The 23,691-nt window shown below is 45.4% G+C and carries 23 protein-coding genes and 5 tRNA genes; 12 read left to right on the plus strand and 16 right to left on the minus strand.

The annotated features are described in order from the left end of the window. Both Q0144_RS06305 and ilvD read right to left on the minus strand, forming a co-directional pair. Positions 1 to 861, minus strand: an 861-nt coding sequence (locus tag Q0144_RS06305; RefSeq protein WP_298062624.1) for a hypothetical protein, incomplete at its 3' end; no start/stop codon positions are given. Positions 862 to 917: 56 nt separating this feature from the next. After that, positions 918 to 2,591 carry a dihydroxy-acid dehydratase gene (ilvD, locus tag Q0144_RS06310; RefSeq protein ID WP_298062626.1) on the minus strand — a complete coding sequence of 558 codons (1,674 nt, stop codon included), beginning with the start codon at positions 2,589 to 2,591 and terminating at the stop codon, positions 918 to 920. Between the two features lie 193 nt (positions 2,592 to 2,784). Here ilvD and Q0144_RS06315 point away from each other — a divergent pair, with 193 nt between their 5' ends. The 5 genes from Q0144_RS06315 (at position 2,785) to Q0144_RS06335 (ending at position 7,847) form a co-directional block, all read left to right on the plus strand. Beyond that, a complete protein-coding gene (locus Q0144_RS06315; RefSeq protein ID WP_298062628.1) occupies positions 2,785 to 3,744 on the plus strand; it encodes an ABC transporter substrate-binding protein in 960 nt (319 codons plus the stop codon). Then, positions 3,738 to 4,535 carry an ABC transporter permease subunit gene (locus tag Q0144_RS06320; protein ID WP_298062629.1) on the plus strand — a complete coding sequence of 266 codons (798 nt, stop codon included), beginning with the start codon at positions 3,738 to 3,740 and terminating at the stop codon, positions 4,533 to 4,535. Before Q0144_RS06315 ends, Q0144_RS06320 begins: the two co-directional genes overlap by 7 nt. After that, positions 4,535 to 5,224, plus strand: coding sequence for an ATP-binding cassette domain-containing protein (locus Q0144_RS06325; protein WP_298062631.1), 690 nt, complete (start codon positions 4,535 to 4,537; stop codon positions 5,222 to 5,224). Before Q0144_RS06320 ends, Q0144_RS06325 begins: the two co-directional genes overlap by 1 nt. Beyond that, positions 5,217 to 7,451 carry an NnrS family protein gene (locus tag Q0144_RS06330; RefSeq protein ID WP_298062633.1) on the plus strand — a complete coding sequence of 745 codons (2,235 nt, stop codon included), beginning with the start codon at positions 5,217 to 5,219 and terminating at the stop codon, positions 7,449 to 7,451. The genes Q0144_RS06325 and Q0144_RS06330 overlap by 8 nt, the downstream gene beginning before the upstream one ends. Positions 7,452 to 7,517: 66 nt before the next feature. After that, on the plus strand, positions 7,518 to 7,847 hold the full coding sequence (locus tag Q0144_RS06335) for a cupin domain-containing protein (RefSeq protein ID WP_291939008.1): 330 nt from the start codon (positions 7,518 to 7,520) through the stop codon (positions 7,845 to 7,847). Between the two features lie 301 nt (positions 7,848 to 8,148). Here Q0144_RS06335 and recJ read toward each other — a convergent pair whose 3' ends face one another. Both recJ and Q0144_RS06345 read right to left on the minus strand, forming a co-directional pair. Next, complete coding sequence (recJ, locus tag Q0144_RS06340; RefSeq protein ID WP_298062635.1) at positions 8,149 to 9,729, minus strand: single-stranded-DNA-specific exonuclease RecJ; 1,581 nt, start codon at positions 9,727 to 9,729, stop codon at positions 8,149 to 8,151. Next, positions 9,719 to 11,350: a CTP synthase gene (locus tag Q0144_RS06345; protein ID WP_298062637.1), complete on the minus strand. Its 1,632-nt coding sequence runs from the start codon at positions 11,348 to 11,350 to the stop codon at positions 9,719 to 9,721. Before Q0144_RS06345 ends, recJ begins: the two co-directional genes overlap by 11 nt. A 137-nt stretch (positions 11,351 to 11,487) precedes the next feature. Here Q0144_RS06345 and Q0144_RS06350 point away from each other — a divergent pair, with 137 nt between their 5' ends. Continuing rightward, complete coding sequence (locus tag Q0144_RS06350) at positions 11,488 to 12,936, plus strand: DUF945 family protein (RefSeq protein ID WP_298062639.1); 1,449 nt, start codon at positions 11,488 to 11,490, stop codon at positions 12,934 to 12,936. A 373-nt stretch (positions 12,937 to 13,309) separates the two neighbouring features. Next, a complete protein-coding gene (locus Q0144_RS06355; RefSeq protein WP_298062641.1) occupies positions 13,310 to 15,682 on the plus strand; it encodes a ribonucleoside-diphosphate reductase subunit alpha in 2,373 nt (790 codons plus the stop codon). Positions 15,683 to 15,916: 234 nt separating this feature from the next. On the opposite strand, the gene Q0144_RS06360 is transcribed toward Q0144_RS06355, so the two are convergent. The 12 genes from Q0144_RS06360 to Q0144_RS06415 all read right to left on the minus strand — a co-directional run bounded on the left by Q0144_RS06360 (position 15,917) and on the right by Q0144_RS06415 (position 22,789). Continuing rightward, on the minus strand, positions 15,917 to 16,831 hold the full coding sequence (locus Q0144_RS06360; RefSeq protein ID WP_298062643.1) for a DUF3137 domain-containing protein: 915 nt from the start codon (positions 16,829 to 16,831) through the stop codon (positions 15,917 to 15,919). A gap of 82 nt (positions 16,832 to 16,913) precedes the next feature. After that, on the minus strand, positions 16,914 to 17,150 hold the full coding sequence (locus tag Q0144_RS06365) for a hypothetical protein (protein ID WP_298062645.1): 237 nt from the start codon (positions 17,148 to 17,150) through the stop codon (positions 16,914 to 16,916). Positions 17,151 to 17,169: 19 nt separating this feature from the next. After that, positions 17,170 to 17,679, minus strand: coding sequence for a hypothetical protein (locus Q0144_RS06370; RefSeq protein WP_298062647.1), 510 nt, complete (start codon positions 17,677 to 17,679; stop codon positions 17,170 to 17,172). A 155-nt stretch (positions 17,680 to 17,834) separates the two neighbouring features. Then, positions 17,835 to 18,311 (minus strand): hypothetical protein, encoded by a 477-nt coding sequence (locus Q0144_RS06375; protein WP_298062649.1) that lies wholly within the window; start codon positions 18,309 to 18,311, stop codon positions 17,835 to 17,837. Positions 18,312 to 18,345: 34 nt separating this feature from the next. Continuing rightward, positions 18,346 to 18,822 carry a hypothetical protein gene (locus Q0144_RS06380; protein WP_298062651.1) on the minus strand — a complete coding sequence of 159 codons (477 nt, stop codon included), beginning with the start codon at positions 18,820 to 18,822 and terminating at the stop codon, positions 18,346 to 18,348. Between the two features lie 64 nt (positions 18,823 to 18,886). Then, the gene (locus Q0144_RS06385) at positions 18,887 to 19,639 is read right to left on the minus strand and encodes a hypothetical protein (protein WP_298062653.1); all 753 of its coding nucleotides are present in this window, start codon (positions 19,637 to 19,639) and stop codon (positions 18,887 to 18,889) included. A 40-nt stretch (positions 19,640 to 19,679) separates the two neighbouring features. Further along, positions 19,680 to 20,054 carry a hypothetical protein gene (locus Q0144_RS06390; protein WP_298062655.1) on the minus strand — a complete coding sequence of 125 codons (375 nt, stop codon included), beginning with the start codon at positions 20,052 to 20,054 and terminating at the stop codon, positions 19,680 to 19,682. Between the two features lie 48 nt (positions 20,055 to 20,102). After that, positions 20,103 to 20,492 (minus strand): hypothetical protein, encoded by a 390-nt coding sequence (locus Q0144_RS06395; protein ID WP_298062657.1) that lies wholly within the window; start codon positions 20,490 to 20,492, stop codon positions 20,103 to 20,105. Between the two features lie 26 nt (positions 20,493 to 20,518). Continuing rightward, complete coding sequence (locus tag Q0144_RS06400; RefSeq protein ID WP_298062659.1) at positions 20,519 to 21,271, minus strand: hypothetical protein; 753 nt, start codon at positions 21,269 to 21,271, stop codon at positions 20,519 to 20,521. A gap of 106 nt (positions 21,272 to 21,377) precedes the next feature. Further along, positions 21,378 to 21,767 (minus strand): hypothetical protein, encoded by a 390-nt coding sequence (locus tag Q0144_RS06405; protein WP_298062661.1) that lies wholly within the window; start codon positions 21,765 to 21,767, stop codon positions 21,378 to 21,380. A 123-nt stretch (positions 21,768 to 21,890) separates the two neighbouring features. Beyond that, complete coding sequence (gene imm40, locus Q0144_RS06410; protein ID WP_298062662.1) at positions 21,891 to 22,262, minus strand: Imm40 family immunity protein; 372 nt, start codon at positions 22,260 to 22,262, stop codon at positions 21,891 to 21,893. A gap of 451 nt (positions 22,263 to 22,713) precedes the next feature. Beyond that, a tRNA-Ala gene (locus Q0144_RS06415) sits at positions 22,714 to 22,789 on the minus strand. A gap of 133 nt (positions 22,790 to 22,922) precedes the next feature. On the opposite strand from Q0144_RS06415, the gene Q0144_RS06420 reads away from it, so the two are divergent. The 5 genes from Q0144_RS06420 to Q0144_RS06440 all read left to right on the plus strand — a co-directional run bounded on the left by Q0144_RS06420 (position 22,923) and on the right by Q0144_RS06440 (position 23,523). After that, positions 22,923 to 22,997, plus strand: a tRNA-Gly gene (locus tag Q0144_RS06420). Positions 22,998 to 23,024: 27 nt separating this feature from the next. Then, positions 23,025 to 23,111 (plus strand) — tRNA-Leu (locus Q0144_RS06425). Between the two features lie 16 nt (positions 23,112 to 23,127). Then, positions 23,128 to 23,201, plus strand: a tRNA-Cys gene (locus Q0144_RS06430). Positions 23,202 to 23,221: 20 nt separating this feature from the next. Then, a complete protein-coding gene (locus Q0144_RS06435) occupies positions 23,222 to 23,377 on the plus strand; it encodes a hypothetical protein (RefSeq protein ID WP_177387338.1) in 156 nt (51 codons plus the stop codon). A 58-nt stretch (positions 23,378 to 23,435) separates the two neighbouring features. Beyond that, a tRNA-Ser gene (locus Q0144_RS06440) sits at positions 23,436 to 23,523 on the plus strand. Positions 23,524 to 23,691: the final 168 nt, after the last annotated feature.

Raw genomic sequence — 23,691 nt, forward strand, 5'->3', positions numbered from 1 at the left:
TATAAAAAATATATTTATCCATTTTTGATTAGTTTTGACATTAAAAATAAAATAACTACCTATAAATGAAAGTGCGCCTATCACGGCTGTATATAACAACCCCATAGCGCCAATAAAAAGCAAGAGTGGGATTATTTCGGTTGTATTAATTTGTGGCGGTGTTTCGATTTGATAAAAATAAGGTAGGCAAAAAAATCCTCCAGCAAAAACAACTATCCAAAATAATAAAATTATATGTCTCGCAGCAATAGAAATCAAATTAAGAAAATTAAAATGCATAGAATTTTTCATATGTCTTATATATGATTGCATAATACTCGCACCTTCAAGTGCTTTACTAAGATTATTGTAAACATCGTACAATATGCTTTCTTTCTCTAAAAATTTATGATTTAAATCTTTTTGTTCCTTTATATTTCTGCTTTTTATGTGCCTATCGATAATCTCTTTTTCTTCTTTTAATATTTTAAATATTTTTTCATAATCAGCCGATAGTTTCTTTAATGTATATATATTTATAGAATTTATACCATTTTCTTTAAGGTAAGTTAGTGAAATATAGATTTCATCAATATCCTTTTTTGATTCCTCTGATAAAAGATTATATTTATTATCCATTATGTCTTTCACATACGATCTGATTTTATCGATTTTGTTTTCGTATTTAATACATTTTGTCAGGAGGTTCTCTATACACTCAATTCCCCATCCTATACTTATTTTATGCTTAAATTTATCAATAATTTTATTTATGTTATGTGCATGGCACCATTGTTTATTTAGGTTTTTAAAATTTGAAAGCGCGCCTATCTCATCATCTACTAGTTTTAAATCCTTATAGGTAAAATCTCCTTCAAACATAAAAATCATTCCTTATTTAAATTTTTAAAACTACGATACCTACCGATTTTAAATTTCTACGCCTCCAAAATCGCTCCGTTGCTAGCGTTCGTTACCAGCTTGCGGTACATTCGCAGCCAGCGATACGGCAGCGGTTTTTCAAGCGGCTTAAATTTAGCCCTGCGCTCGGCGATCTCGGCTTCGCTTAGACGCACGTTGATCGCGTATGTGTCCACGTCGATGTCGATGATGTCGCCATCTTGCAGCAGCCCGATCATACCGCCCTCGGCAGCTTCGGGGCTCACGTGTCCGACGCTTAACCCTCTCGTAGCGCCGCTAAAACGCCCGTCCGTGATGAGAGCCACGTCCGCGCCGAGACCTCGCCCCATGATGAGGCTCGTCGGGCTTAGCATCTCCTGCATGCCCGGGCCTCCGCGCGGCCCTTCGTAGCGGATGACGACCACGTCGCCTTTGTTTACCTTGCCGCTTGAGATCCCCTCTATCGCCTCGTCTTGGCTGTTAAAGCAGACCGCCTTGCCGCTAAATTTGCGCTCGCCGATGATGCCTGCGGTCTTGATGACGCAGCCCTGCTCGGCTAAATTTCCAAACAAAATCGCCAGCCCGCCGACCTGCGAGTAGGCGTTTTCGACCTTGTGGATGACCTCTTCGTCTTTTATGGCGCTCGCTCCGACGCGCTCGCCTAGGCTCTCGCCCGTGACGGTCGGCGCGCCCAGATCTAGCAGACCGTTGTCGCGGCGCGAAATTTCGTTTATCACGGCGCTTAGGCCGCCCGCGCGATCGATATCCTCCATATGCACGCTTGGCAGGCTTGGGCTGATTTTGGCGATATGCGCGATCTTGCGGCTGATCTCGTTGAGCCCCGCGATCTGTAAATTTACCCCCGCTTCGCGCGCGATAGCTAGGATATGCAGCACGGTGTTGCTGCTGCCGCCCATCGCCATATCGACCACCAGGGCGTTTTGGATCGATTTTTCGTTCACGATGTTGCGGATTTTGTATTTTTCATCTAGCGCGATCTCGCAAATTCGGCGACCGGCCTTTCGAATGAGCTCCTCGCGCTCAGGAGTTAGCGCCGGCACCGTGCCGTTGCCTTTTAGCGCGATTCCCATCGCTTCGCACAGCGTATTCATCGAGTTTGCCGTAAACATCCCCGAGCAGCTACCCCCGCTCGGACAGGCTTTGCACTCGATCTCTTTTAGCTCCTCGGCGCTGATCTCTTTGGTTTCAAATTTACCCACCGCCTCAAACGCCGTGGATAGGTCGATCGGCTCGCCCTTTTTGGTGTAGCCCTTTTTCATCGGGCCGCCGCTAACAAAAACCGTCGGCACGTTCACGCGAAGCGCGCCCATCACCATGCCGGGCACGATTTTATCGCAATTTGGCATACATACGAGGGCGTCTAAGGCGTGCGCATTCATAACCGTTTCGATCGAGTTTGCGATCAGCTCGCGGCTAGGCAGGCTGTAAAGCATCCCGCTATGCCCCATCGCGATGCCGTCGTCCACGCCGATGCAGTTAAACTCAAAGGGTACGCAGCCGTTTTTGCGGATCTCGTCTTTTAAAATTTCGGAGTATTTGTTGAGGAAAAAGTGCCCCGGGATGATCTCGATGAAGCTATTTGCTACGCCGATGAAGGGTTTTTCAAAATCCTCGTCCTTTAGCCCGGTTGCTCTTAGTAAGCTTCTGTGCGGCGCACGCGTATAGCCTTTTTTGATGATGTCACTTCTCATTTTATGTCCTTGGATTGAAATTTGCGCCATTTTAGCATAAAATTTTACTGCTGCGGGGCGTTTTAAATTTTGGCGCATTAAAATTTAAAGCGGGACTATTGAGCTTAATCAAACCGAATCACTCCTATTTTTGATATAATTGCACATCGATTATCAAAATCTTGCCGTTTGGCAGGAATGAAAAGAGGAGAAGATGCAAAGAAGAAATTTCTTAAAACTAACGTCCGCGTTGGCGGCTAACGGGCTTGCTAGCCCTCTTTTTGCAAAGGAAGCCTTCATCGTCTACGGCGCGCCTGCGATGCCTAGTCTCATCATCGGCGTTGCGTGCATGCAGGGGCGGATCGGCAAAAAATACGACGCCAGGCTTGAGCTTTGGCGCGATCCCGATCAGCTGCGCGCAGGCGTAGCAAACGGCGAGTACAAGGTCATGATGAGCCCTAGCAACGTAGGGGTGAACCTCGCAAATCAGGGGCGCAAGATCGGCATGGTAAATATCCTCACCGAGGGGCTAAATTTCGTGATGAGCAAGGGCGAGAAGATAACGGAATTTGCGCAGCTGAAGGGCAAAAAGATCGTAATGCCTTTTAAAAACGATATGCTAGACATCATCGTGCGAGCCATAGCGAAAAAGCAGGGCATTAGCGGGCTGAATATCGACTACACCGCCAGCCCCGCAGAGAGCGCGCAACTGTTTTTGGCCAAGGACTACGACGTCGCGATCACGGTGGAGCCGCTAGCAAGCGCCATGATCCTGAAGGGCAAAGTATCGGGCATTGCCGTGCAGCGAGGAGCAAATTTAAGCAATATGTGGGCGCAGGCGTTTTCGGTAAAGCCCATCATCCCGCAGGCTGGCATCATCGCAGATACCGATTTTTACGCCGCGAAAAAGGCGGATTTTGAAATTTTAAACGCCGATTTAGCGGACGCGCTTGCGTGGATCAAAGCGAACAAACAAAGCGCCGCGGCGATCGGGACGAATTTCTTTCCCGCACCGCCGCCTGCGATATTTATGAGTATCGATACGTCGAATTTGTGCGTCAAAAAGCCTAGCGAGATCAAGGACGAGCTTTTGAAATTTTATGAAATTCTGATGGAATTTAACCCCAAGCTCATCGGTGGCGCGATGCCTAAGGACGAGTTTTTTCTATGCTAAAAATCGATAAAATTCGCAAAGCTCAAAACCCCGCGTTTTACGTCATAGACTATCTATGGGGCGGCTTTGCGAGCCTAGGGACGGTGTGCTTTTTCATAGCCGTCTGGCAGGTGGCGAGCGAGGCTTACGGGCCGCTCATCTTGCCCGAACCCGCGGCTGTTTTTTCTAAGGCATGCGAAATTTTAAAAAATTTCGCCGCAAACGATCTAGCCCTGTCGCTTAAGCGCGCGCTTGCAGGCACCTTCCTCGCGCTTTTTGCGGGGATTTGCAGCGGGCTTGCGGCGGGGTATTTCAAAAGCCTGCGAGCCTTTTTAAACCCGCTAATTACCGTGCTTCTTTCGACTCCGCCTATCGTTTGGATCGTGCTTGCGATATTTTGGTTTCATTTCGGCGATACAAGCGTGCTTTTTACCGTCGTTATCGTCGTCGCGCCGATGACTTTTGCATCCGCGGCGCAGGCGATGGCTAGCGTGAGCACCGAATACACCGAGCTTTTTGACAGCTACAAAAGCTCAATTTTAAAAAAACTGCGCTACCTCTACGCGCCGCACCTAATCGAGCGGCTGCTTCCCGCGATCTACGTCGCGGTCAGCAACGGCGCGAAGGTGCTTGTAATGGCGGAGCTTTTGGGCGCGAACGACGGCATCGGCGCAAAGATAGCCGAAGCGCGCGTCAATATCGATACGGTCGAGGTTATGGCGTATGTGTGCCTAGTGATAGCCTTTACGGCGCTTTTCGATTATCTCGTGACCAAGCCGCTTGAAATTTTACTGATGCCGTGGAGCAGATGATGCTAAAAATTTCAAATTTGCGCTACGAAATTCTACGCGACGTTATAATTTCCGATTTTTCGCTGCGGCTGCGCGCGGGCGAAGTAAAGACGCTTTTTGGCCCCAGCGGCTGCGGCAAGACCTCGCTTTTGCGGCTGGTCTGCGGGCTGGAGGATAAAAAAAGCGGACAGATCGAAAACGGCTTTAAAAAAATCAGCTTTTTGTTTCAAGAAAACCGCCTATTACCAAACCTCACGGCACTTAAGAATATCGAAATTTTTAGCCCCGCGGGCGTGAGCGAAATTTACGCCCTCGCCGCAAAGATCGGGCTTAGCCCGAGCGATCTGAATAAATTCCCGCGCGAGCTAAGCGGCGGTATGCAAAAGCGCACGGCGTTTTTGCGCACGATCCTTAGCGGTTGCGATCTAGCGCTGCTTGATGAGCCGTTTGTAGGTCTGGATCGCGATCTGCGCGGCGTGCTGATCGAAATTTTAGTCTCAAAGATCGAGCGCGAGGGGCTTGCCTGCCTTTTGGTGACCCACGACCGCTTCGAAGCCGCACGCCTAAGCCACGAGATCATCGAGCTCGAGCCCAAAGGGATGGGGCTTAGGCGCGTCGTGAGGCTAGATGAGCCGCTAAGCGCGCGCGACGAGCGGTACGAAGAGCGCGTGGTAAGCGAGCAGTTTAGGGGAGTGAGCTATTATGAGTAGAAATTTTATCTTTAATGCGCGCAAACAGGGAGGCTCCGCACAAAATTTAAACTTACGTTGCGGTTCAGACGCGAGCAAACTCCGCTTTGGCGCGCGTCGCGATCCGGGCGCGTACGGACACGGACTATTGCGGAGCGCCGAATACTGCGATTTAGGCGCACGCAGGCATGGGTTTTTACAAAGTACTAAATGTCGCGATGTCGGAGCGGGCGGACACAGGCTCTTGCGAGATGCTAAATGTTATGATTTCGTTGCTTGCATAGACAGGCCCTTTCGGGACATCGGAGGCTGCGATCTTAGCGCAAGCGGATATAGCCTTTCGCAGGACATCGGATGCCGTGGTTCTGTCGCGCCAAAATACGAACTGTGCAGCCGTGCGAACTGCGATTATAACATGAGCGTGCTTTTGAGCGGCGCAGTGCGCTACGGCTTTGCTGCGCGAAATTCGGCGCTATTATGCGGCGATACATACCGCGGCTCTAGCGAGAGTCCCAGCTCACGGCTCAGCCTTAACGCGAGCGATCCTTTGCAGCGCGTATCCGATCGCCCTGCTCGTACCGCCTGCCCGCATTGCAGATTTGGTGCGAACCCAGACGCCCGTCTGCGTTGTGAATTTGGCGCAGATTATTTTAAAAATTCAGGCGGAATTTCTACGCGAAATTTCAAAAATTCCGCTCGCAGCTTGGAAGCGGAGCCCGTGCAAAGTTTCAAAAATCAAAATTCCACTCATGGCTTCTCACAAAGCGGCAGAAGCGCTGAGTCAAATTCCGAGCTGGGCTTCTCGCAGAGCATTAAAAATTCCGAGCAAAATTTACCGCTAAGCTTCTTACAAAGCGCCAAGAATTCCGATCAAAGTCAAAATTTTAAATCCAGTTTCGCGCAAAGCCATGCCGAACCAAATTCTGTTCAGAACTTTTCGCAGAGCTCTAAAAATTCCGATCGGAATTTTAAGACCAATTCCACGCAAAACCAAACCGAACCTGTTTCGCCGCAGGAGCTCAAGAATTCCGATCGGAATTTTAAGGCTAATTCCACGCAGGATAATCAAGCGGAGCCGAACTCTGCAGGAAAGCGCGAAGAGCTGGGCTTTTACGCGCCTAAATTTAAAGACGAGCGCGCTAGGAATTTTTTCTCCCATCCGATGCGCGCCTTCGTTCTTTGCGCCTGCTTTTTTGCGGTGCTGGGCGCGCTTAGCTTCCTAGCACCCGATGCGCTGGCGATCGATTATGTCGGCGCTCATAAGTTTTACTTTCTATTTTTGGCGCCCTCGTGCATCTACGCGGCGTTTTTGCTTACCGCGCTGCCCGATTGGACGAACTTCGAGGGCTCGCTAAAGCCCGTTTCACTCGCCTTTGCCGCCTGCCTGATCACGGCTTTTATCGCAAGCTTTTTAAATTTACTGCTCGCGGCTGCGATTACGGCGCTGTTTTGGGCAGTATTTTTCATCTTTGCGGCGCGGCTTTTGTGGCTGGATAAAAACTCGAATAATTTTAGCATCCTAGCAGTCTTAGCGGCGTTTTGCGCCTGCTCTGCGGCCTACGGCGCGAGCGGAGATGAGAAGTTTTTGCTTAGCTTCGTGCATATCAACGTCGCGGCAATCGCCGTCGTAAGCTACCGTATAAGCGTCGTCATCGGCAATGAAGCGCTAAGAGAGGCGGGGCTAAGCGACGCCGTTTTTATTCCAAATTTTATTTACAAAAATTTAACGGCTTTCCTCGCCTTTGCCTTGGCGCTCGCGACGCCATTTTTAAGCGAGGCGACGTGCGGATTTATCGCGCTTGGCATCGGATTTTTGTTTTTGGCGAAACTTCGCGAGCTGCACTACGCCGAAATTCTAAGCCGCCACTATATGGCGTTTTACTACGCGTTGCAAGTTGCGTGCGCGGCGGGGTACCTGTGGCTGGGCGCGGCGCTGATCCGCGGGGGATACGCTGCCGCGCCGCTGCACGTCATCGCGATCTGCTATATGTATGGAGCGATACTTTTCGTAGGAATGATCGCCGGACAGCGCCACAGCGGAATTTCGCCGCTAAACTTCCCGCGCCTAAGCCGCGCGGCGCTCGTTTTGGCTCTAATCGCGGGAGCTTTAAGAGCCGTTTTTGCGGGCGAGAGCTTTGTTTTATACGTGATGATCCCCTCGGCGCTTTTCATCGCCGCGGTCGCGCTATATCTGATAAGCTTCATCCCGATCTTTCTGAAAAATCCTTTCAGCGCGGATCCGGATTGATGCTCATCAAAGCGGGCTTGCTAAATTTTAGCTACAATCGATCAAATTTCATTTTAAGGAGAACTTATGCAACACATCAAAAATATCGACGCCGCTAAGGCCGTAGAGCTTGCTTCGCTAGTCGAAGTATCCCCTCATAAGGTGATTTCGCGCACCCTCGCGCAAAATCCTGCGCTGAATATGACGCTTTTTGCCTTCGACGGCGGCGAGGAGATCAGCTCGCACAAATCCGACGGCGACGCGTTCGTTTACGTGCTTGAGGGCGAGGGCGATTTCACGATCGACGGGCAGAAGCACCGCGTAAAAGCAGGGCAAAGCATCGTCATGCCTGCGGGCTTGCCGCACGCGATCTTCGCGCCGGTGCCGTTTAAGTGGTTTTTAGTGGTGGTTTTTTAGCCTCTAAGCTTAAGGGCGGGTCAAATTTTAAAGTTTAGCCCGCCCGCCGCTTCATAAAATTTTATCCGAAATTCCATTCGCAGGGTCGTTCTGTTTCTTTCTGACGGCTATCGCTCGCCCTCGCAAAATTTTAAAATTTAGAAACGTTTAAATTTTACTTTTATCGCGCCAAAAAAATTCGCTGAGTTTGCAAACCGTGCCGAGCCCCGAAAACTGCGCACTTGAATGCATATATCGAGCGCTAAATTTAAAGGCCGTGTTCTGCGCGAAATGCACGTCAAGCCGGCCTAAATTTTAAAATTTAGCTCTCGCTCGGGGTCAGCTCCTTGATGATGAGCTCGGGCGTGATCGTGCCGCGGAAGTTGTTTTTGCTAATCGTAAAGATCGCGTCCACTCGCTCGCCCGCGCGCGGCAAAAAGTCGTAGTTGAAAAACAGCGCCTCGACGCTGCCGCCGTTTTTATCAAGCGCCATTTTGATATGCTTGCCCTCCTTGCCGATCTCTCTGATATTGCGCGCGCGCGCGCCTTTGATACAAAAGAGCGGGCGCGGATTTTTCTGCCCGTACGGCTCGTAAAATTCTAAAATTTCAAGCAGCTCGAAGTCTATCTGCGACGCGTCCAGCTCGCCCAGCAGATCGTCTTGCGCGCTAAAATCGCTCAGATCCTTAGGCGTGATACGCTCATTTACGCGCCGCTTAAACTCCTGAAGTAGCGCAGGATCGATCCCCACGCCCGCAGCGCCCTTGTGTCCGCCGAAGGTCGTTAAAATTTCGCTTTGCGAGGAGATCAGCTCTAAAATGTCAAATTTACCGATGCTGCGCGCGCTTCCTTTGGCGTGCGAGTCGCTTACGCTAAAGACGATCGCGGGCTTTTTGTAGGTCTTACTTAGGCGGCTTGCGACGATGCCGATGATCCCTTCGTGCCACTGCGGACCCCACACGACGATGACGTTGTCGCTTGGATCGACGCTTTTTACGATCTCGTCGTAGAGGCTTTTCTCCTCCTCTTTACGCGAGTTATTGATGGAATTTATCGTCTCTAGGTAGTGGTTTGCCTCTCTGATATTTTTGGCGCATAAAAAGTTATACGACATCGTCGCATCGTCCATCCGCCCCGTGCAGTTGATTAGCGGCGCGATCGTGTAGCTAATATCGTCGAATTCGAAGTGCTTTTTAAAATAATGCTCTTTAATCGCCTTGAAGCAGGCGCGGTTCGAGCTATTTAGCCGCTTGATGCCGAAGCGCAGCAGCGCGCGGTTCATATCGCGTAGCTCCATCATATCGGCGATTATGGCGATGATGAGGATATCCATCGAGCTTGCCATATCGTAGTTCACGCCGAGGGTTTCTTTTAGCGCGCCTACGAGATACCACGCTACCTGCGCGCCACAAATTTCGATATTTGGGAAGGTGCAGTCAGGCTGCTTCGGATTGATTATCGCATAAGCGCGCGGCAGCACGGGCGGAGGCATGTGATGATCGGTGATGATGAGATCGATCCCCTTTTGAGCGCAAATTTCGGCGGCTTCCGTCGCGGAGGTGCCGTTATCTACGGTAATGATGAGATCCACATCCTCAAGCTCTTCTATAATCTCGCTGTTTAGCCCGTATCCGTCGGTGAAGCGGTTTGGTATCTTAATAACGTACTCCGCGCCTATTTGATTGAAAAAATCGCTCATTATGACGGTGCTTACGATACCGTCGACGTCGTAATCGCCGACTACGGCTATGCGCTGGTTTTCTTCGATGGCAGTTTTTATGCGCAAAGCCGCCTTATAGGTATCTTTCAGATCGCAGGGTAAGGGAATTTCAGAAATTTTAGTATGCCGATCGTTCGCAAATCTCGATTTTAGAATTTCCCTTATCTCATTTTTACCTAGCATTTTTTATAGATGCTTCGATAAAGCCCAAAATAGCGGGATTTGGGCGCACTAGACGGCTGGTAAATTCCGGGTGAAACTGCACGCCCAGAAAAAACGGATGGTTTTTTAGCTCGACCGCTTCGATAAGCCCGTCGCTCTCGCCGCAGACGATAAGACCGTGCTTTTCAAACTCGGCGCGGTACTTCGGATTGGCTTCGTAGCGGTGGCGGTGGCGCTCGCGGATGGTTTTTTGCTCGCCGTAAATTTTACCCAAAAGCGAGCCCTTTTTGACGTCGCAGTCATAGCCGCCCAGCCGCATAGTGCCGCCCATAGGGGATTTGTGCGTGCGGATCTGCTTTTTGCCGCTTGCGTCGATAAAGCTATCGATGAGGTAGATCACCGGATCTTCGGTCTGCGGGTCAAATTCCGAGGAGTTAGCGTTTTTCAGTTTTAAGACATTGCGCGCAAACTCCACCATCGCAAGCTGCATCCCCAAGCAGATGCCCAAAAACGGCACCTTACGCACCCGCGCGTAGTTTATGGCTAAAATTTTACCCTCCACTCCGCGTGAGCCAAAGCCGCCCGCGACTAAAATTCCGTTTACGTCTCGGAAAATTTCATCTACATTACTCGCTTCAATTTTTTCACTATCTACCCACTTTAAATTTATCCGCGTATCAAGCGTAGCGCCCGCGTGGATGATTCCCTCGGTGAGGGATTTGTAGCTTTCTTTTAGATCGATATATTTGCCTACGAAAGCGATCGTGGTTTCGTTCGTAGGCACGATGACGCGCTTAACGAGGCTGTCCCAGTTGCTCATATCGACTTCGAGCTTGTTTAAGCTTAGAGTCTCTGCGATCGGCGTTAAAATATCCTGCTTCAAAAACGCAAGTGGGATCTGATAGATACTCGCGCTATCTGGGCTTTCGATGACGCAGTTTTTATCCACGCCGCAGCTTAGCGCGATCTTGTCTTTAAGCGCGCGATTTAGCGGCATTTCGGAGCGGCAGATTATCATATCGGGGCTGATACCGATGCGGCGCAGCTCGCCTACGCTGTGCTGCGTGGGCTTGGTCTTAAGCTCGCCCGCTACCTTTATAAAAGGCACGAGCGTAAGGTGGATATTCATCGTATTTACCCTACCCAGCTCCACTCTCATCGCGCGGATCGCCTCTAAAAACGGTAGCCCCTCGATGTCGCCCACGGTGCCGCCGATCTCGACGATCAGCACGTCGTTGCCCTCGCCCGCCTTTTTTATGCGGCGTACGATCTCTCCTACGATGTGAGGGATCACCTGGATCGTCTTGCCCAGATAATCGCCCCTGCGCTCCTTCTCGATGACGGAGCTGTAGACTTTGCCCGTGGTGAAGTTGTTGTCTTGGCTTAAATTTTCATCCAAGAACCGCTCATAATGCCCAAGATCCAGATCGGTCTCCGCGCCGTCGTCGGTGACGAAAACCTCTCCGTGCTCCAGCGGGCTCATGGTGCCCGGATCGACGTTGATATAAGGATCCGCCTTTAATATGCGCACTTTAAGCCCAGCGTGCTTTAAAAGCGTCGCGATCGACGCCGCCGCAATACCCTTACCCAGCGAGCTCAGCACTCCGCCGGTGACGAAAATATATTTCGTTTGTTTTGCCATAAGTTTTCCTAAATTTTGATATTAATGCTACGATTATAACTTCTTTTAGGTTAAAGCACACTAAGCTAGAATTTGAAAATTTTAGAAATTTACGGCAAAATACGACCCAAATAAATTTTAAATTTAAAGGAGAGATGATGAAAAAGATCATCGCGGCTTTAGTGCTCATCGTAGCGCTTATAGTGGGCGTTTTTGTAGCGACAAAGGACGCTAAAACGGGAGTAGCTAAAAGTGTAAACGATAGCATAACCAAAACGGTTGACGGTGCGGTCGGCAAGAGTGCCAGCGCGGCGATTGAGCAGCAGATTGCGGAATTTATCGCTAGAAACGAAATTTTCGAGACTAAGAGCGCTAAATTTTATCCGGGAGATAGCAACTCGAGCGGTTTTATCGAGGGCATAGTAAAAAAAGAGAAACTACAAAAAAGCCTTGCTGAAGGCTTTAGTAAGCTAAAGGAAAAAGCAGGCGCGCAAGATAGCAACGATACGGACGAGCCAGATCCTGCTAAAATTTTCCCGGAGGATTTTGCTTTTCGCTACGACTACACTATCAAGCATAGCGTAAAAAACGCTGCGGATGGATTTGAGAGCGACGGAATTTTAACGATTAAGACTCCATATTACGCGGAGCCTTGCAAGAAGCTGTTTAAGACTGACGCGCCGCTTAGCACGCATCTAAACTACGGACCTACAGAGGTTAAATTTAGCGCAAAGCTAGCCGATATAAATGTGCTAGAAGATGGCGGAATGGGACGTCTTGCAGGTCTTAGCCTAAACGGCACGAGCGATATGAGCGGCAAAACGATAAAAGCCTTGGGCTTTAAAATCGGTGAAATTTTTATAGACGACGGCAAGGATTCGGGTCTTGATATGAAGGATCTTATCTATGAGGCGAACTTTAAAAACGGTATCCAAGATCTAGACGATAATATAACCAAGCTCTTTTTGAATGACATAGATTTTGCAGGCAGCACAAAAGAGCTCGTCGTAACTGTAGATAAGCAGCGCTTCGTCGTAGTTACAGATATGAACACGGAAGGTAGCTACCGCGTAAAAGATGGAATTTTAAATTTCAACGAAAGCGATAAAGCCCAAAGCCTAAAAATCGCCGACGTGCTAGTGCGAAACATCCATTTGGGCGTCGATACCAGCTTTAGCGCCGCACTTTTCGAAAAATATCTGTCTGTTATCTCAAATCCCCAAGAAGGCGAAAAATTAGCGGAAAATAAAGAGCTTTTTATGAAGCTGCTAAAAGATGATATGAAAATCAACGTGAATGATTTTTCGTTTGAAAATAGCCTCGGTAAGAAATTTGCTTTTAACGCAAGCGCGCTATTAGGCGGCTACATCGACGAGACGCAGCTTTTTAAGCGTATGAGCTTGGACGGCAAAGCTACGATAAATACGACCATCACGGACTTCCTATCGCCTTATGACAGCTTGCGCGATTTTGCGCCTATGGCGGAAGTTTACGGCTCGCAGTTTCTTAAGCCTGATGGAGATGGGGTTAAGATGGAGTTTAGCTTCGATAAGGCAAGCAACTCTATGATCTTAAACGGAAAGCCTATCCCGCTACCGCACAATTAAATTTTTAAGCTTTGCGGGCAAATTTTAAACCTGCTCGCAAAGCCCTTTTTATTTCTTGCTTTTTCGGCGCAGAATTTCGTGAGACTCCACTCAAATTTTTCCCTGTAAAATTCCGCGGCGCCACCATAAAATTCCGCTCGAATTTTACCGCATCATTGCCGCCCGCTTCGTTAAATTTTAAAATCTATAAGCCAAAATAATGACAGATAGACTTAAGCAATTTTGGCTATAATGCGCGATTTTGCAGCGCAGTTAGCGTAAATTTAAAAGACGGCGGATTATGAGCGGCATTTATTACGCCGCCTCTTTTGACGACGTATTTTATATTGGGAAACTAACGCTAAATTTGCATTTTTAAATTTCAAGGAACGATATGAAAGTAATCAAACGCAACGGCAGAACCGAGGAACTTGACGTAAGCAAGATCAAAAAGTACACGAGCGAGGCAGTGGAGGGTCTGGAAAACGTAAGCCTTAGCGAGCTTGAGGTGGACGCAAAGATCCAGTTTCGAGATATGATCACCACTGAAGAGATCCAGCAAACCCTCATCAAAACCGCAGTCGAGAAGATCGACGTGGATCGCCCGACCTGGACCTTCGTCGCCGCGCGGTTATTTTTATACGATCTGTATCACAAAGTAACGGGCTTTAGCGGCTACAACAGCCTGGGGGATTACTTCGCTCGCGGCGAGGCGGCGGGTCGCATAATGCTCGGCTTAAAGGAAAAATACGATCTTGAGGATCTAAATTCTTATTTGCAGCCGCAGCGCGATTTGCAGTTTAATTACCTCGGCATCAAGACGCTTTACGATCGCTACCTCATCAAGGATAAAAGCGGCGCGCCGATCGAGCTTCCGCAGCAGATGTTTATGGCGATCGCGATGTTCCTTGCGCAAAACGAGCTTGACTGTCAGAGCTGGGCGAAGAAATTTTACGATCTCATATCTAAATTTGAAGTTATGCTCGCTACTCCAACGCTCTCAAACGCCCGCACGACGCGCCATCAGCTAAGCAGCTGCTACGTGGGCTCCACGCCCGATAATATCGAAGGAATTTTCGATAGTTACAAGGAGATGGCGCTTCTGAGCAAATTCGGCGGCGGTATCGGCTGGGACTGGTGCAAGGTGCGCGCGATGGGCGGCAGCATCGACGGGCATAAAAACGCCGCGGGCGGCATCATACCGTTTTTAAAGATTACCAACGACATCGCAGTCGCCGTCGATCAGCTAGGCACGCGCAAGGGCGCTATCGCCGTGTATATCGAGCCGTGGCATATGGACGTGAGCGACTTCCTCGATCTGCGCAAAAACTCGGGCGAGGAGAGGCGCCGCGCGCATGAAATTTTCCCCGCGCTGTGGATAAACGATCTGTTTATGAAAAGGCTTCAAAACGGCGGCAAGTGGACGCTCTTCGATCCTGCAGAAGTAAGCGATCTGAGCGATCTATATGGCGCGGAATTTGAAGCGCGCTACGAGCAGTACGAGGCTGACGATAAAATTTCAAAATCTACGATCCTGGCAAAGGAGCTTTGGAAGAAAATTTTAACTAGCTATTTTGAGACGGGAATGCCCTTTTTATGCTTCAAAGATAACGCCAACCGCATCAATCCAAACGCGCATCAAGGCCTGATTCGAAGCTCAAATTTATGCACCGAGATCTTTCAAAACACGGCGCCGAACCACTACAAAATCAAAGTCGTATTTGCCGACGGCGACGAGAAGCTGTTTGAGGAAAACGAAGATGTGGCGACCGACGCGGGCATCGTAAAAAAGGCGAAAAAGATCACCGCGCTAGACACGCTGGGCGGCAAAGAAATTTTTATCGTGGAAAAAGGCTGCAGCGAGGGTGCGACGGCGGTTTGCAACCTCGCAAGCGTAAATTTAAGCAAAATCAATAGCCGCGAAGAGATAGCTCGCGTGATGCCGATCGCCGTGCGGATGCTCGATAACGTCATCGATCTAAATTTTTACCCGCACGCCAAGGTCAAACACACCAATCTAAAAACCCGCGCGATAGGGCTCGGCGTAATGGGCGAGGCGCAGATGCTTGCCGAGCGCGGCGTGAAGTGGGGCAGCTATGAGCACTTCGAGCTGATCGATAGGATAATGGAAAACGTGAGCTTTAACGCGATCAAGGCAAGTTCAAATTTAGCCGTAGAAAAGGGCAGATACCCTGATTTCGCGGGCTCGAAGTGGAGCGAAGGAATTTTCCCGATCGATTTGGCGAACGAAAACGCTAAGGCACTCGTTAAGCGCGGCGGGCTTTTTGAGCAGAGCGGCTGCGACTGGGACGGACTGCGCGAGAAAGTAAAGCGCGACGGCATGCGAAACGGCTACCTGATGGCGATCGCGCCGACATCGAGTATCAGCATACTCGTAGGCACCACGCAGACGATCGAGCCGGTGTATAAGCGCAAATGGTTCGAGCACAACCTAAGCGGCATGATCCCGGTCGTCGTACCGAATTTAAGCCCGAAAACGTGGCAGGCGTACGTACCTGCGTACGAGCTCGATCAGCGCCTACTCGTAAAAGCAGGCGCCATCCGCCAAAAATGGATCGATCAAGGTCAGAGCCTAAATATCTTCATGAGCCTAGATAAGGCAAGCGGCGGTTATCTGAGCGAAATTTACACGCTCGCGTGGCAGCTGGGGCTAAAATCGACCTACTACCTGCGCTCCGAAAGCCCAGATAGTGAGAAGCTAAACAACGTCGCGGACCGCTCGATCGAGTGTGAGGGGTGTCAGTAAAATACGGCGGCGCTATGGTTGAATATGAAATTTGAAAAATTTTGAAATTTTTAAGAGCCGCTATAAAATTTTTGTAAAATTTAAGCGGCTCAGGTCGATAGCAAAGCGAAAGCGCTTATTAAAGAATTCCTTGCCTTTCGAAGTAGTTTGATTTAATAACGGACGAGCAAAAAAGCGCAGCCTTCGCAAGAACCAAATTGTTTCAACGGCGCTCGCTCAAATTTAAAGCGTAGATTATTCCACCTGCCCGAGCTTTTTGAGATAGGCAAAAATTTTAGCGATCTCGATCATTTTATTTAGGCTTTCGAGCAGCTTCGCGCTTTGCGAGCTCGGCGCAGATTTGAAAATTTCGCTATTTTCAACGCCGATTACGAGGCTGTTTTCGCCCAAATAGAGCTCGGTTTTACCGAACAAATTTAGAGTGATCGTCTGCATATTTTCTAAAATTTTTTTGTTTTGCAAAAATGCGGCGGCGGCGGGGTTGTTTAGATATACGTCAAACGACGCGCTTAAATGGGGGCTATCTTTGAGCAGCTTCAGATCCGATGCGCCGAATATAAATTCTCCGCGCGGCACAACTAAAATTTTACTATCGAAAGTCTCGCTAAAATCAAATTTCGCAAAAAGCCCGTCGAAGATCGCGGTATCGTCTTTTTTTTTAAGATGCAGAATTTTATCCAGCTCAAATACCCGATCCTCTCTATTTTTATCGAAGTCGCGGCTTAGGCAGATGTCGCCTATTTTTATGCTGAATTCGGGCGTCTTGCCCACTATCGCATGCTTGCAAGTGCATAAATTTGCCTCTTTGCGGAGCGGATTTTTGTAAATTTCATCGAGCAAAAACGCGCCGAAGGGCTGAAAGGTAAGGCGCAGCTCCTTTGCGATCCAAAGCAAAAATTCGTTTTTGAAGGCCTCTTCGCTGAGCGTTTCAAATTTACGCGAAATGCGCATGGCTAGATATTTGTAAGCAGGATAAGCAAGAGCTAGCAACACTAATAAAAACAGGAATGAGAAATCTCCAAAATCCTTGCGCATAGCAATAAACAGCGCCAGCACCACCACCGCCACGCCGCCACGCGCCTTCCAAAGCGCCACATTGCGCGCTCCATCTAGTTTTTGCTTTTTTAATTCGTAAGAAACAAGGCTCATCGCTATCCCCGTGAGTGAAATTTGACGCTCATTATAGCGAAAAATGGGATTAAATCAAGCCATATGATAAGCGTGTCGCTATTTATAAGGTGGGTTTTATAAATAGCTCAAAAGCATAGAAATCGCCGTCTTTTTCTTTACATTTTACAATATCGCCCTGTTTGAATTCTAAAATTTCATCCAGTTCGGATTCAAATTTCGTCGTATCGATAATTTTAAAAATATATTGCGCGATTTGAACAGCCTTTACCAAGCGCCATACATCGATATCTTCATTCAAAATTTTTATAAAAATTTCTTTATCGGTCGCGCTCGTCATATTAAATCTTTCTGCCCGGTTATCTAAAATTATTTCTGCCTAGCCACAATTTAAGATATTTTAATACGGGTCTTAAATAATCATTTGTAACGTTGGCTTTAAAGGTGCTTACGCCCGATTCTATCAAATACCAGCTATATCCGTCATCCTTTAAAATATTCATTTTACGGTGTTTGACCTCAGTGCTTGCGTCCGATATCTCTATATCCAGTACTTTATTTGCAATATTCATCTGTACCGATAGATTAGGGCTTAGATCATATATGAAGCGGTTAAGATCTTTGATGATATGCGTATTATATACGTCATCGATCATCTCGGCTCTTCTCTTCTGAAAAATTTTCTTCTCTATTGGGTCTCCATCAAAAAGCTTTTCATAATGATCTGCGTCTGTTATGAGCTCTTCGTAAGACGCGGTAAAATATTCCCCGTACATTCCAAATTTCCAATTCGTAGGCACCGTTTCATCGATTACTTGAAAATATTCACTATCAAATCGATACCAATCTCTATCATCTTCAAGTGGCAATATGCAATAATAAACCTGTCCCTCTTCATATTGGATACCATGAACAAAATAGATTCTGCTTAATCCCAGATGCCCATACCTGTCTTCTTTTATACATTTTACAATCATTTTTAATCATCCTTAAATTTGAAATCATCTACGGCTTCTATGATGGGCTACCCGTCTTTATCGCCTATTATACTATTTCTAACAAGTTCTGTAAAAAATTCTTTGTTTTTGGATTTGTTGATTGCCTCTTTTATAGCATTAAAGGATAATTTTAAATTCTTTAAATTGCCGTCTATAATGTAAAAACCGTTTTTCTCACACAATGATATTATGCCCCTTAATACGGCTTCGTACTCGGATCTAAAATCGATACGAAACGTAACGGACTCTATTATATTATTAGTATCAAAAAATACCTCTAGGCGGTTGCCGTTTTCGCTTCCGTATAGATCTATTTCGTTAGACCAAGATTTTTCGGGCTTTAATAGGCGCGAAATTTCAGAAAATACCTCTTTTTTGATCTTTGCTTTTTTCCAATACTTATCGTCTTCAAAGAGCTTTATATTGCCATATTGCCGGCCGTATTGCAGATCGTAGGTATCGCTTTTGGGCAGAATAAAAAACTTACATTGCCAAATTGCCATATCTTCCTTCCTCAAATATTTTCATTATAAAATTTTAAAAGTAATACACATAGCAGCCTCGATCATCGTATATATCAAATAAAATCGAAAATTTATCTTTATTGTTTGCGGCTAATTGAACTCTGATATTCAAAGATGGCTCTTTTGCCAGCTCAAAATTAAAATGGTGCAGCAGCACGGACCTCAAAAAATTTGGCTCAAGCGCCTTTTCTTTTATAAAGATAACGCCCGCTCTGGCGCCGTTTTTATAAGGCTTAGCTTTTGTGTATTGCCCCTTCATATTTTTAAGAAGATATTCTTCTATTTTCTCATCTCTTTCCCAAAAAAGAATTTTATAAACTACGCTATCTAAGTGGCTTGCTTTTGAAATTAAAAACATAACTAGCCTTATTTTGGCCTCTACATCGATATTTTCAAAATCTATTCTTGATCTGGCTACGCCTCTTTTATTTCTACTTATTTTTCTAAATTCTATATCGAAATTAGTTGAGTCTATAATGCTTTTTATCATTGCCGCCACCTTTCAAAGCCCTTTTGCTGCATGATACTATACAAGCTCGCTTTAAAATCTTTATCTACTTTTTCCATTTAAATTTAAATTTCTTTCGCTTCATTTTTATAAAATTTTCCAACTGTTTATCGGTAAAATTTAAAACCTCTTTTCGATTTTGTAAATTTACATAAGTGTGCCTTATATCGCAATTACCGACAAAGGCGGCTTCCCAGTTCTTAATTAGCCAACTCGAGCTTATCGCATATTCCCGTCCTTTATTCGAGCGCATTTTATCGCTATAGCCAATAGGCGCAAACATACCGGAATAAAACCCCTCCAGATAGGGTAGTCTCGGGCATCCTTCCGTATCGGTTGCGACGATAAATTTTATCTTTCGATCATATGGACGAAAAGCCTTGTGACACTCTATAATATCTCCATTTTTTAGATCGTCTTTGAATTCTAAAAATTTATAAGTAAATTTTGCGGGAATTTTATCATTTATCCTTTTGTATTCGGCTAAAAAACTATCGTAATAAGAAAATATGCTTATATTTCTGGGCGACTCCGGATCACATACAAAATCTAAATTCTCCAATATCCACTTTTTAGAAATCAGACCATTATTATTTTTCGCATTAGCTTCGGGCGGCAATACTATAAACTCCCCCGAATTATCGCCGTTTATACGTAGCAGATTATTCCAGCTACAAAATAAAAACCGCCTTTGACCGATCTGCAGTATATCGCCCTCCGCGAAAATTTCTCTAAAATTATTAATCGAAAATTTCCTTCTACCTCTTACGGGTATTATCTTTTTATAATTTCTTTTCATGGTCTTTCTTCCGTTTTATTATTAAATCGCGGCATACTCGCTAAATCCCTAGATGCAAAATATACAAATTGTTTTTAACCGCCGAATCGATTAGTTCCAATAGACTGTCTAGTTGCTCAATAACCGAGGATTTGTTTAACACACAATTTTTATCAAAAACAATTTGCCCATCCGCGCTCAAGAAAAGCGACCTCCAAGAGCATATTATATCTCTAAATTTAGCTTTATCTTCTATCCAGCTATAGCTATAGTAATTTAGACCTTTTTTCAAATTTATCTCATCGTTCCATGTGGTTTGTACCCACTCAAGAGAATACGAAATGCGAAGTATCAGATCATCGCTAATTACTACGCAATACTCTTTAGAGAAGATATTTTCTTTTGTCTTTTTGAGTAAAAATTCATGTTTAGGCATACAGCTCCTTATTGTTTTAAAATATGACTTTAATAAAACTCGATCTAGCTATTCGCCAAATTTCATCCAAGAGACGGCGTATTCTCGTGTTTCATTCCTAAAATATTTGCTAATTATCTTATATTCGTCTTCTTTCGCAATATTTACAATTGTTTCAATAAAGCCGGTGCAAAACGCCGTGCCGATGTATTCGTCTTCGCTTGCCGCTCCCTTTTCCACAAAATCGAAAATTTCATTTCTTGTCTTTTCGTCCAAATCATCAAAAATTTTAATCGTAGTTTCTGCAAAAGATGCAAGTAGCCACAATAAGCTAGGTATGTACTCCATATCGAAAGGAAATATCTGCTCTTGATAGGCGTTAAAATACGCCCTGTTTTTCTCTATAAAGAAATAGATATATTCCTCATATTTGCCCAAATCAGTCTTTATTAAGCGCATTTGCCAATCCTTATAATTTTTTACCCTTATAAAATTCCATTATAATACTTCCCCCAAAATTTTATCGCATTTTTTATCTCCTTTTCAAAATGTTTGAATGGTATATAAATTTCTTCTTGCTCATAGGGTTTTAACTTTTTATATTTCTTGGAATGCGTAATTCTCGCAATATCTTCATAATTTTTTTGCAAAAAATCTATGATTATTTTTACCTCATCCCTGCTAAATTGTTTCGCTCTCGCCCGCCGCATAGGCGGTGTAAATGCTTGAATAAACATATCTTCTATAACCTCCTCATCGCCGAAGCGCTCGTAAAAATCAATAAAATCCAGGATATAATACCTAAAAGTATAATCATTGAAAACCTGCAAATCTCCCGATAAGAGTTTGATTGTGCTATGGTCTAAATCGCACAGATCTTTACTGCACAGATCTTGCTCGACAAGCTCATCCTTTTGTACAGGATTTGTTATAATTTCCGGCTTTTGCAGTTTAAGCCGCGCCTTTAGCGCCTTTATTCTATTTGATAAGTTCATTTTGTTCTCCTTTTTAGAAAGCATAAAATTTGAGCTTGGCTTATAATGCTCTTTTACTCTTAATAGATATATCAAATACAGGATCAATCCTATGATAAGTAGTAGTTGCATAATGACGGACTGGGTTGTAGCTACGACATAAACTTTGCCTCCGCGATAACCGCCTTCCATCAATAGTTTATGAAAATTTAAAGACGATAGGATAATAAAAAATATCGTCATTACAATTCTTACGGGCTTCATGGTTTCAAATTATCCTTATATGAAATTCCAAGGACAGCTTGTCATCTTTCGCCCAATCAGAGTCAAAGAATTTCATCGATAAATGCGTCTCGATAACGATTCAAATTTATCCATCTAGGCAGTATATGTCGTTGTCCAAATCCACATTATTATCTGCTAATAGTTTTAGTAAATTTGCATTATAATATAGACCGGGCATGCTATTATAACTGTAAACTACGACTCTTAGCAGCTTTTTCACGCTTTGTAATTTTATACTCCTCGCGACATTTATATCTGCTAAAAATTTTTTAATTAGATCTCCCGCAAAAGGTATATCATAAAATTTTTCCTCTATGCTAAAGCCAAAATTTCTGTATTTTAAAATAGAACCTTTTAGTTTCAAATCTCCTTTTTGCCAGACTTTTGTTGCAGATATGCCGTTGCTGCTTATTGTTTCGGATAGATCCCTATCGCTTTCGATCGATAGTATTAAAACTACTTTGTTGCTTTTCAAGATCACTCCTAAAAATCTTTTATATCCCATCTACGCACACATCGGCATTCGGCTCGGCGCACATTTTTATATTTATCCGAATATGAGCAAAACCAACATATTCTGTATTGGAAGCTAAAATTTTCATTTGGACACCCGCCCGGGGCTAATGACCGGGCAGTATGCAAAATCATCTCCGTTTCTGGCGCGATAATTAATGATGTATCGAACCGCTAGTTCGAATGCATCGTCACCGTCATCTCCCTCTTTAATGCTCCAGCTATCGTATGTGATGATGGGCTCATTGCCGCTTAGGCGATATACATCCCCTCCGACGATAAGCATATCTCTATCTCTTGCGATTTTTAGCACCTCCATTACATCATCAAATCTCCAAGCGATTCCATAAATTCCGTACTCCTCCCTTAAGCGTATACCGCGCTCCAGCAGATCCTGCGGCACGATATTTACGTAATCTTCATCTATAAACGCCGCGCCATCTTCTTCAACTGACATAATCTCTCCTTTCATTAAAATTTAATTTATTGCAAAGACTTTTCTATATCATTTATTAGGCGATGAAGCGTTTCGAGACGACTAGAACTCGGATTATTTTGGTTCAAAATTCTAAAATATCGCTATATTTCATCGTCTTTATATAGCGCTCGTCAAAAGATGGAGGTATATATTTTTCGTTCATCTTAATGATTTTTGCGATATAGCTCTCGCTTATGCCGTTTTTTTGGTTTTTTGTGCGATATATGCGCCAAAGGGCTTTTGGACGATATTTATCGCTCTTTCTGTAAATAGGTTTTAACTAACCTAGTAACTAACTGAATTATTCTAAAACAATTATAACATAAGAAGAAACAAAAATAATCAAAATTACTAAAAGCCCTAGATATCGGTATTTAAAAGAAGTAAAAGAGATTTAAAAGAAGTGATTAAAGCTTTAAAATAACTTAAATGGTGGAGTTAAGCGGGATCGAACCGCCGACCTCTTGAATGCCATTCAAGCGCTCTCCCAGCTGAGCTATAACCCCAAAAGATTTTGTAATTTTACATTATTTTACTTACAAAATTTTTAAATTCCGGCGCTACGCCAAAATTTTCTCCGCAAAAGCCGCTATAAAATGAAATTTTAAGCTTGCATTGGGTAATATTTCATTTCTTTGCGCGGGAATAGCTCAGTGGTAGAGCGCAACCTTGCCATGGTTGATGTCGCGAGTTCGACTCTCGTTTCCCGCTCCATTTTACATTCTGTTTTGTATTAAACGTGCCCGGATGGCGGAATCGGTAGACGCAAGGGACTTAAAATCCCTCGGAATTTTTTCCGTGCCGGTTCAAGTCCGGCTCCGGGCACCACCTAATAAGCCGGCGCGGCGACATAGCCAAGTGGTAAGGCATGAGCCTGCAAAGCTTTGATCCCCGGTTCGAATCCGGGTGTCGCCTCCAGATCCTAAAAAGGAGTTATTATGAGATACATACTAGCGGCTCTTTTGGCATTGATGGTTTTTAGCGGGTGCTCTAATACTTGGCACGGCGTAAAAGAGGATTCGCACAACGCGGCTCAATGGACCAAAGAAAAGGTTCACAACGGCGCCGAGTGGGTCGGAGAAAAAACCGAATAAATTGCGCGCGCAGGTCTTGATCTGCGCGAACTTTCGGCGGGGTCTACCCGCCCTTAATCGGGAGATGGCTGAGCGGTCGAAAGCGGCGGTCTTGAAAACCGTTGAGGTGAAAGCCTCCTGGGGTTCGAATCCCTATCTCCCGGCCATTTTAATCTAATCCGAAATTCCATTTTAACTTCAAAATTTCACATTTTATCTATACTAATTTTCATTTAATGCTCTTTGCGTTTAAACTCTACTTCACGATATACGGCGTAAATAGGCAGCTAGAATAGCATATTCGCAAATGAATGCTAGAAAGATACGTAGGAAAA

The organism is uncultured Campylobacter sp. (assembly GCF_938045345.1).
Taxonomy (GTDB): Bacteria; Campylobacterota; Campylobacteria; order Campylobacterales; family Campylobacteraceae; genus Campylobacter_B.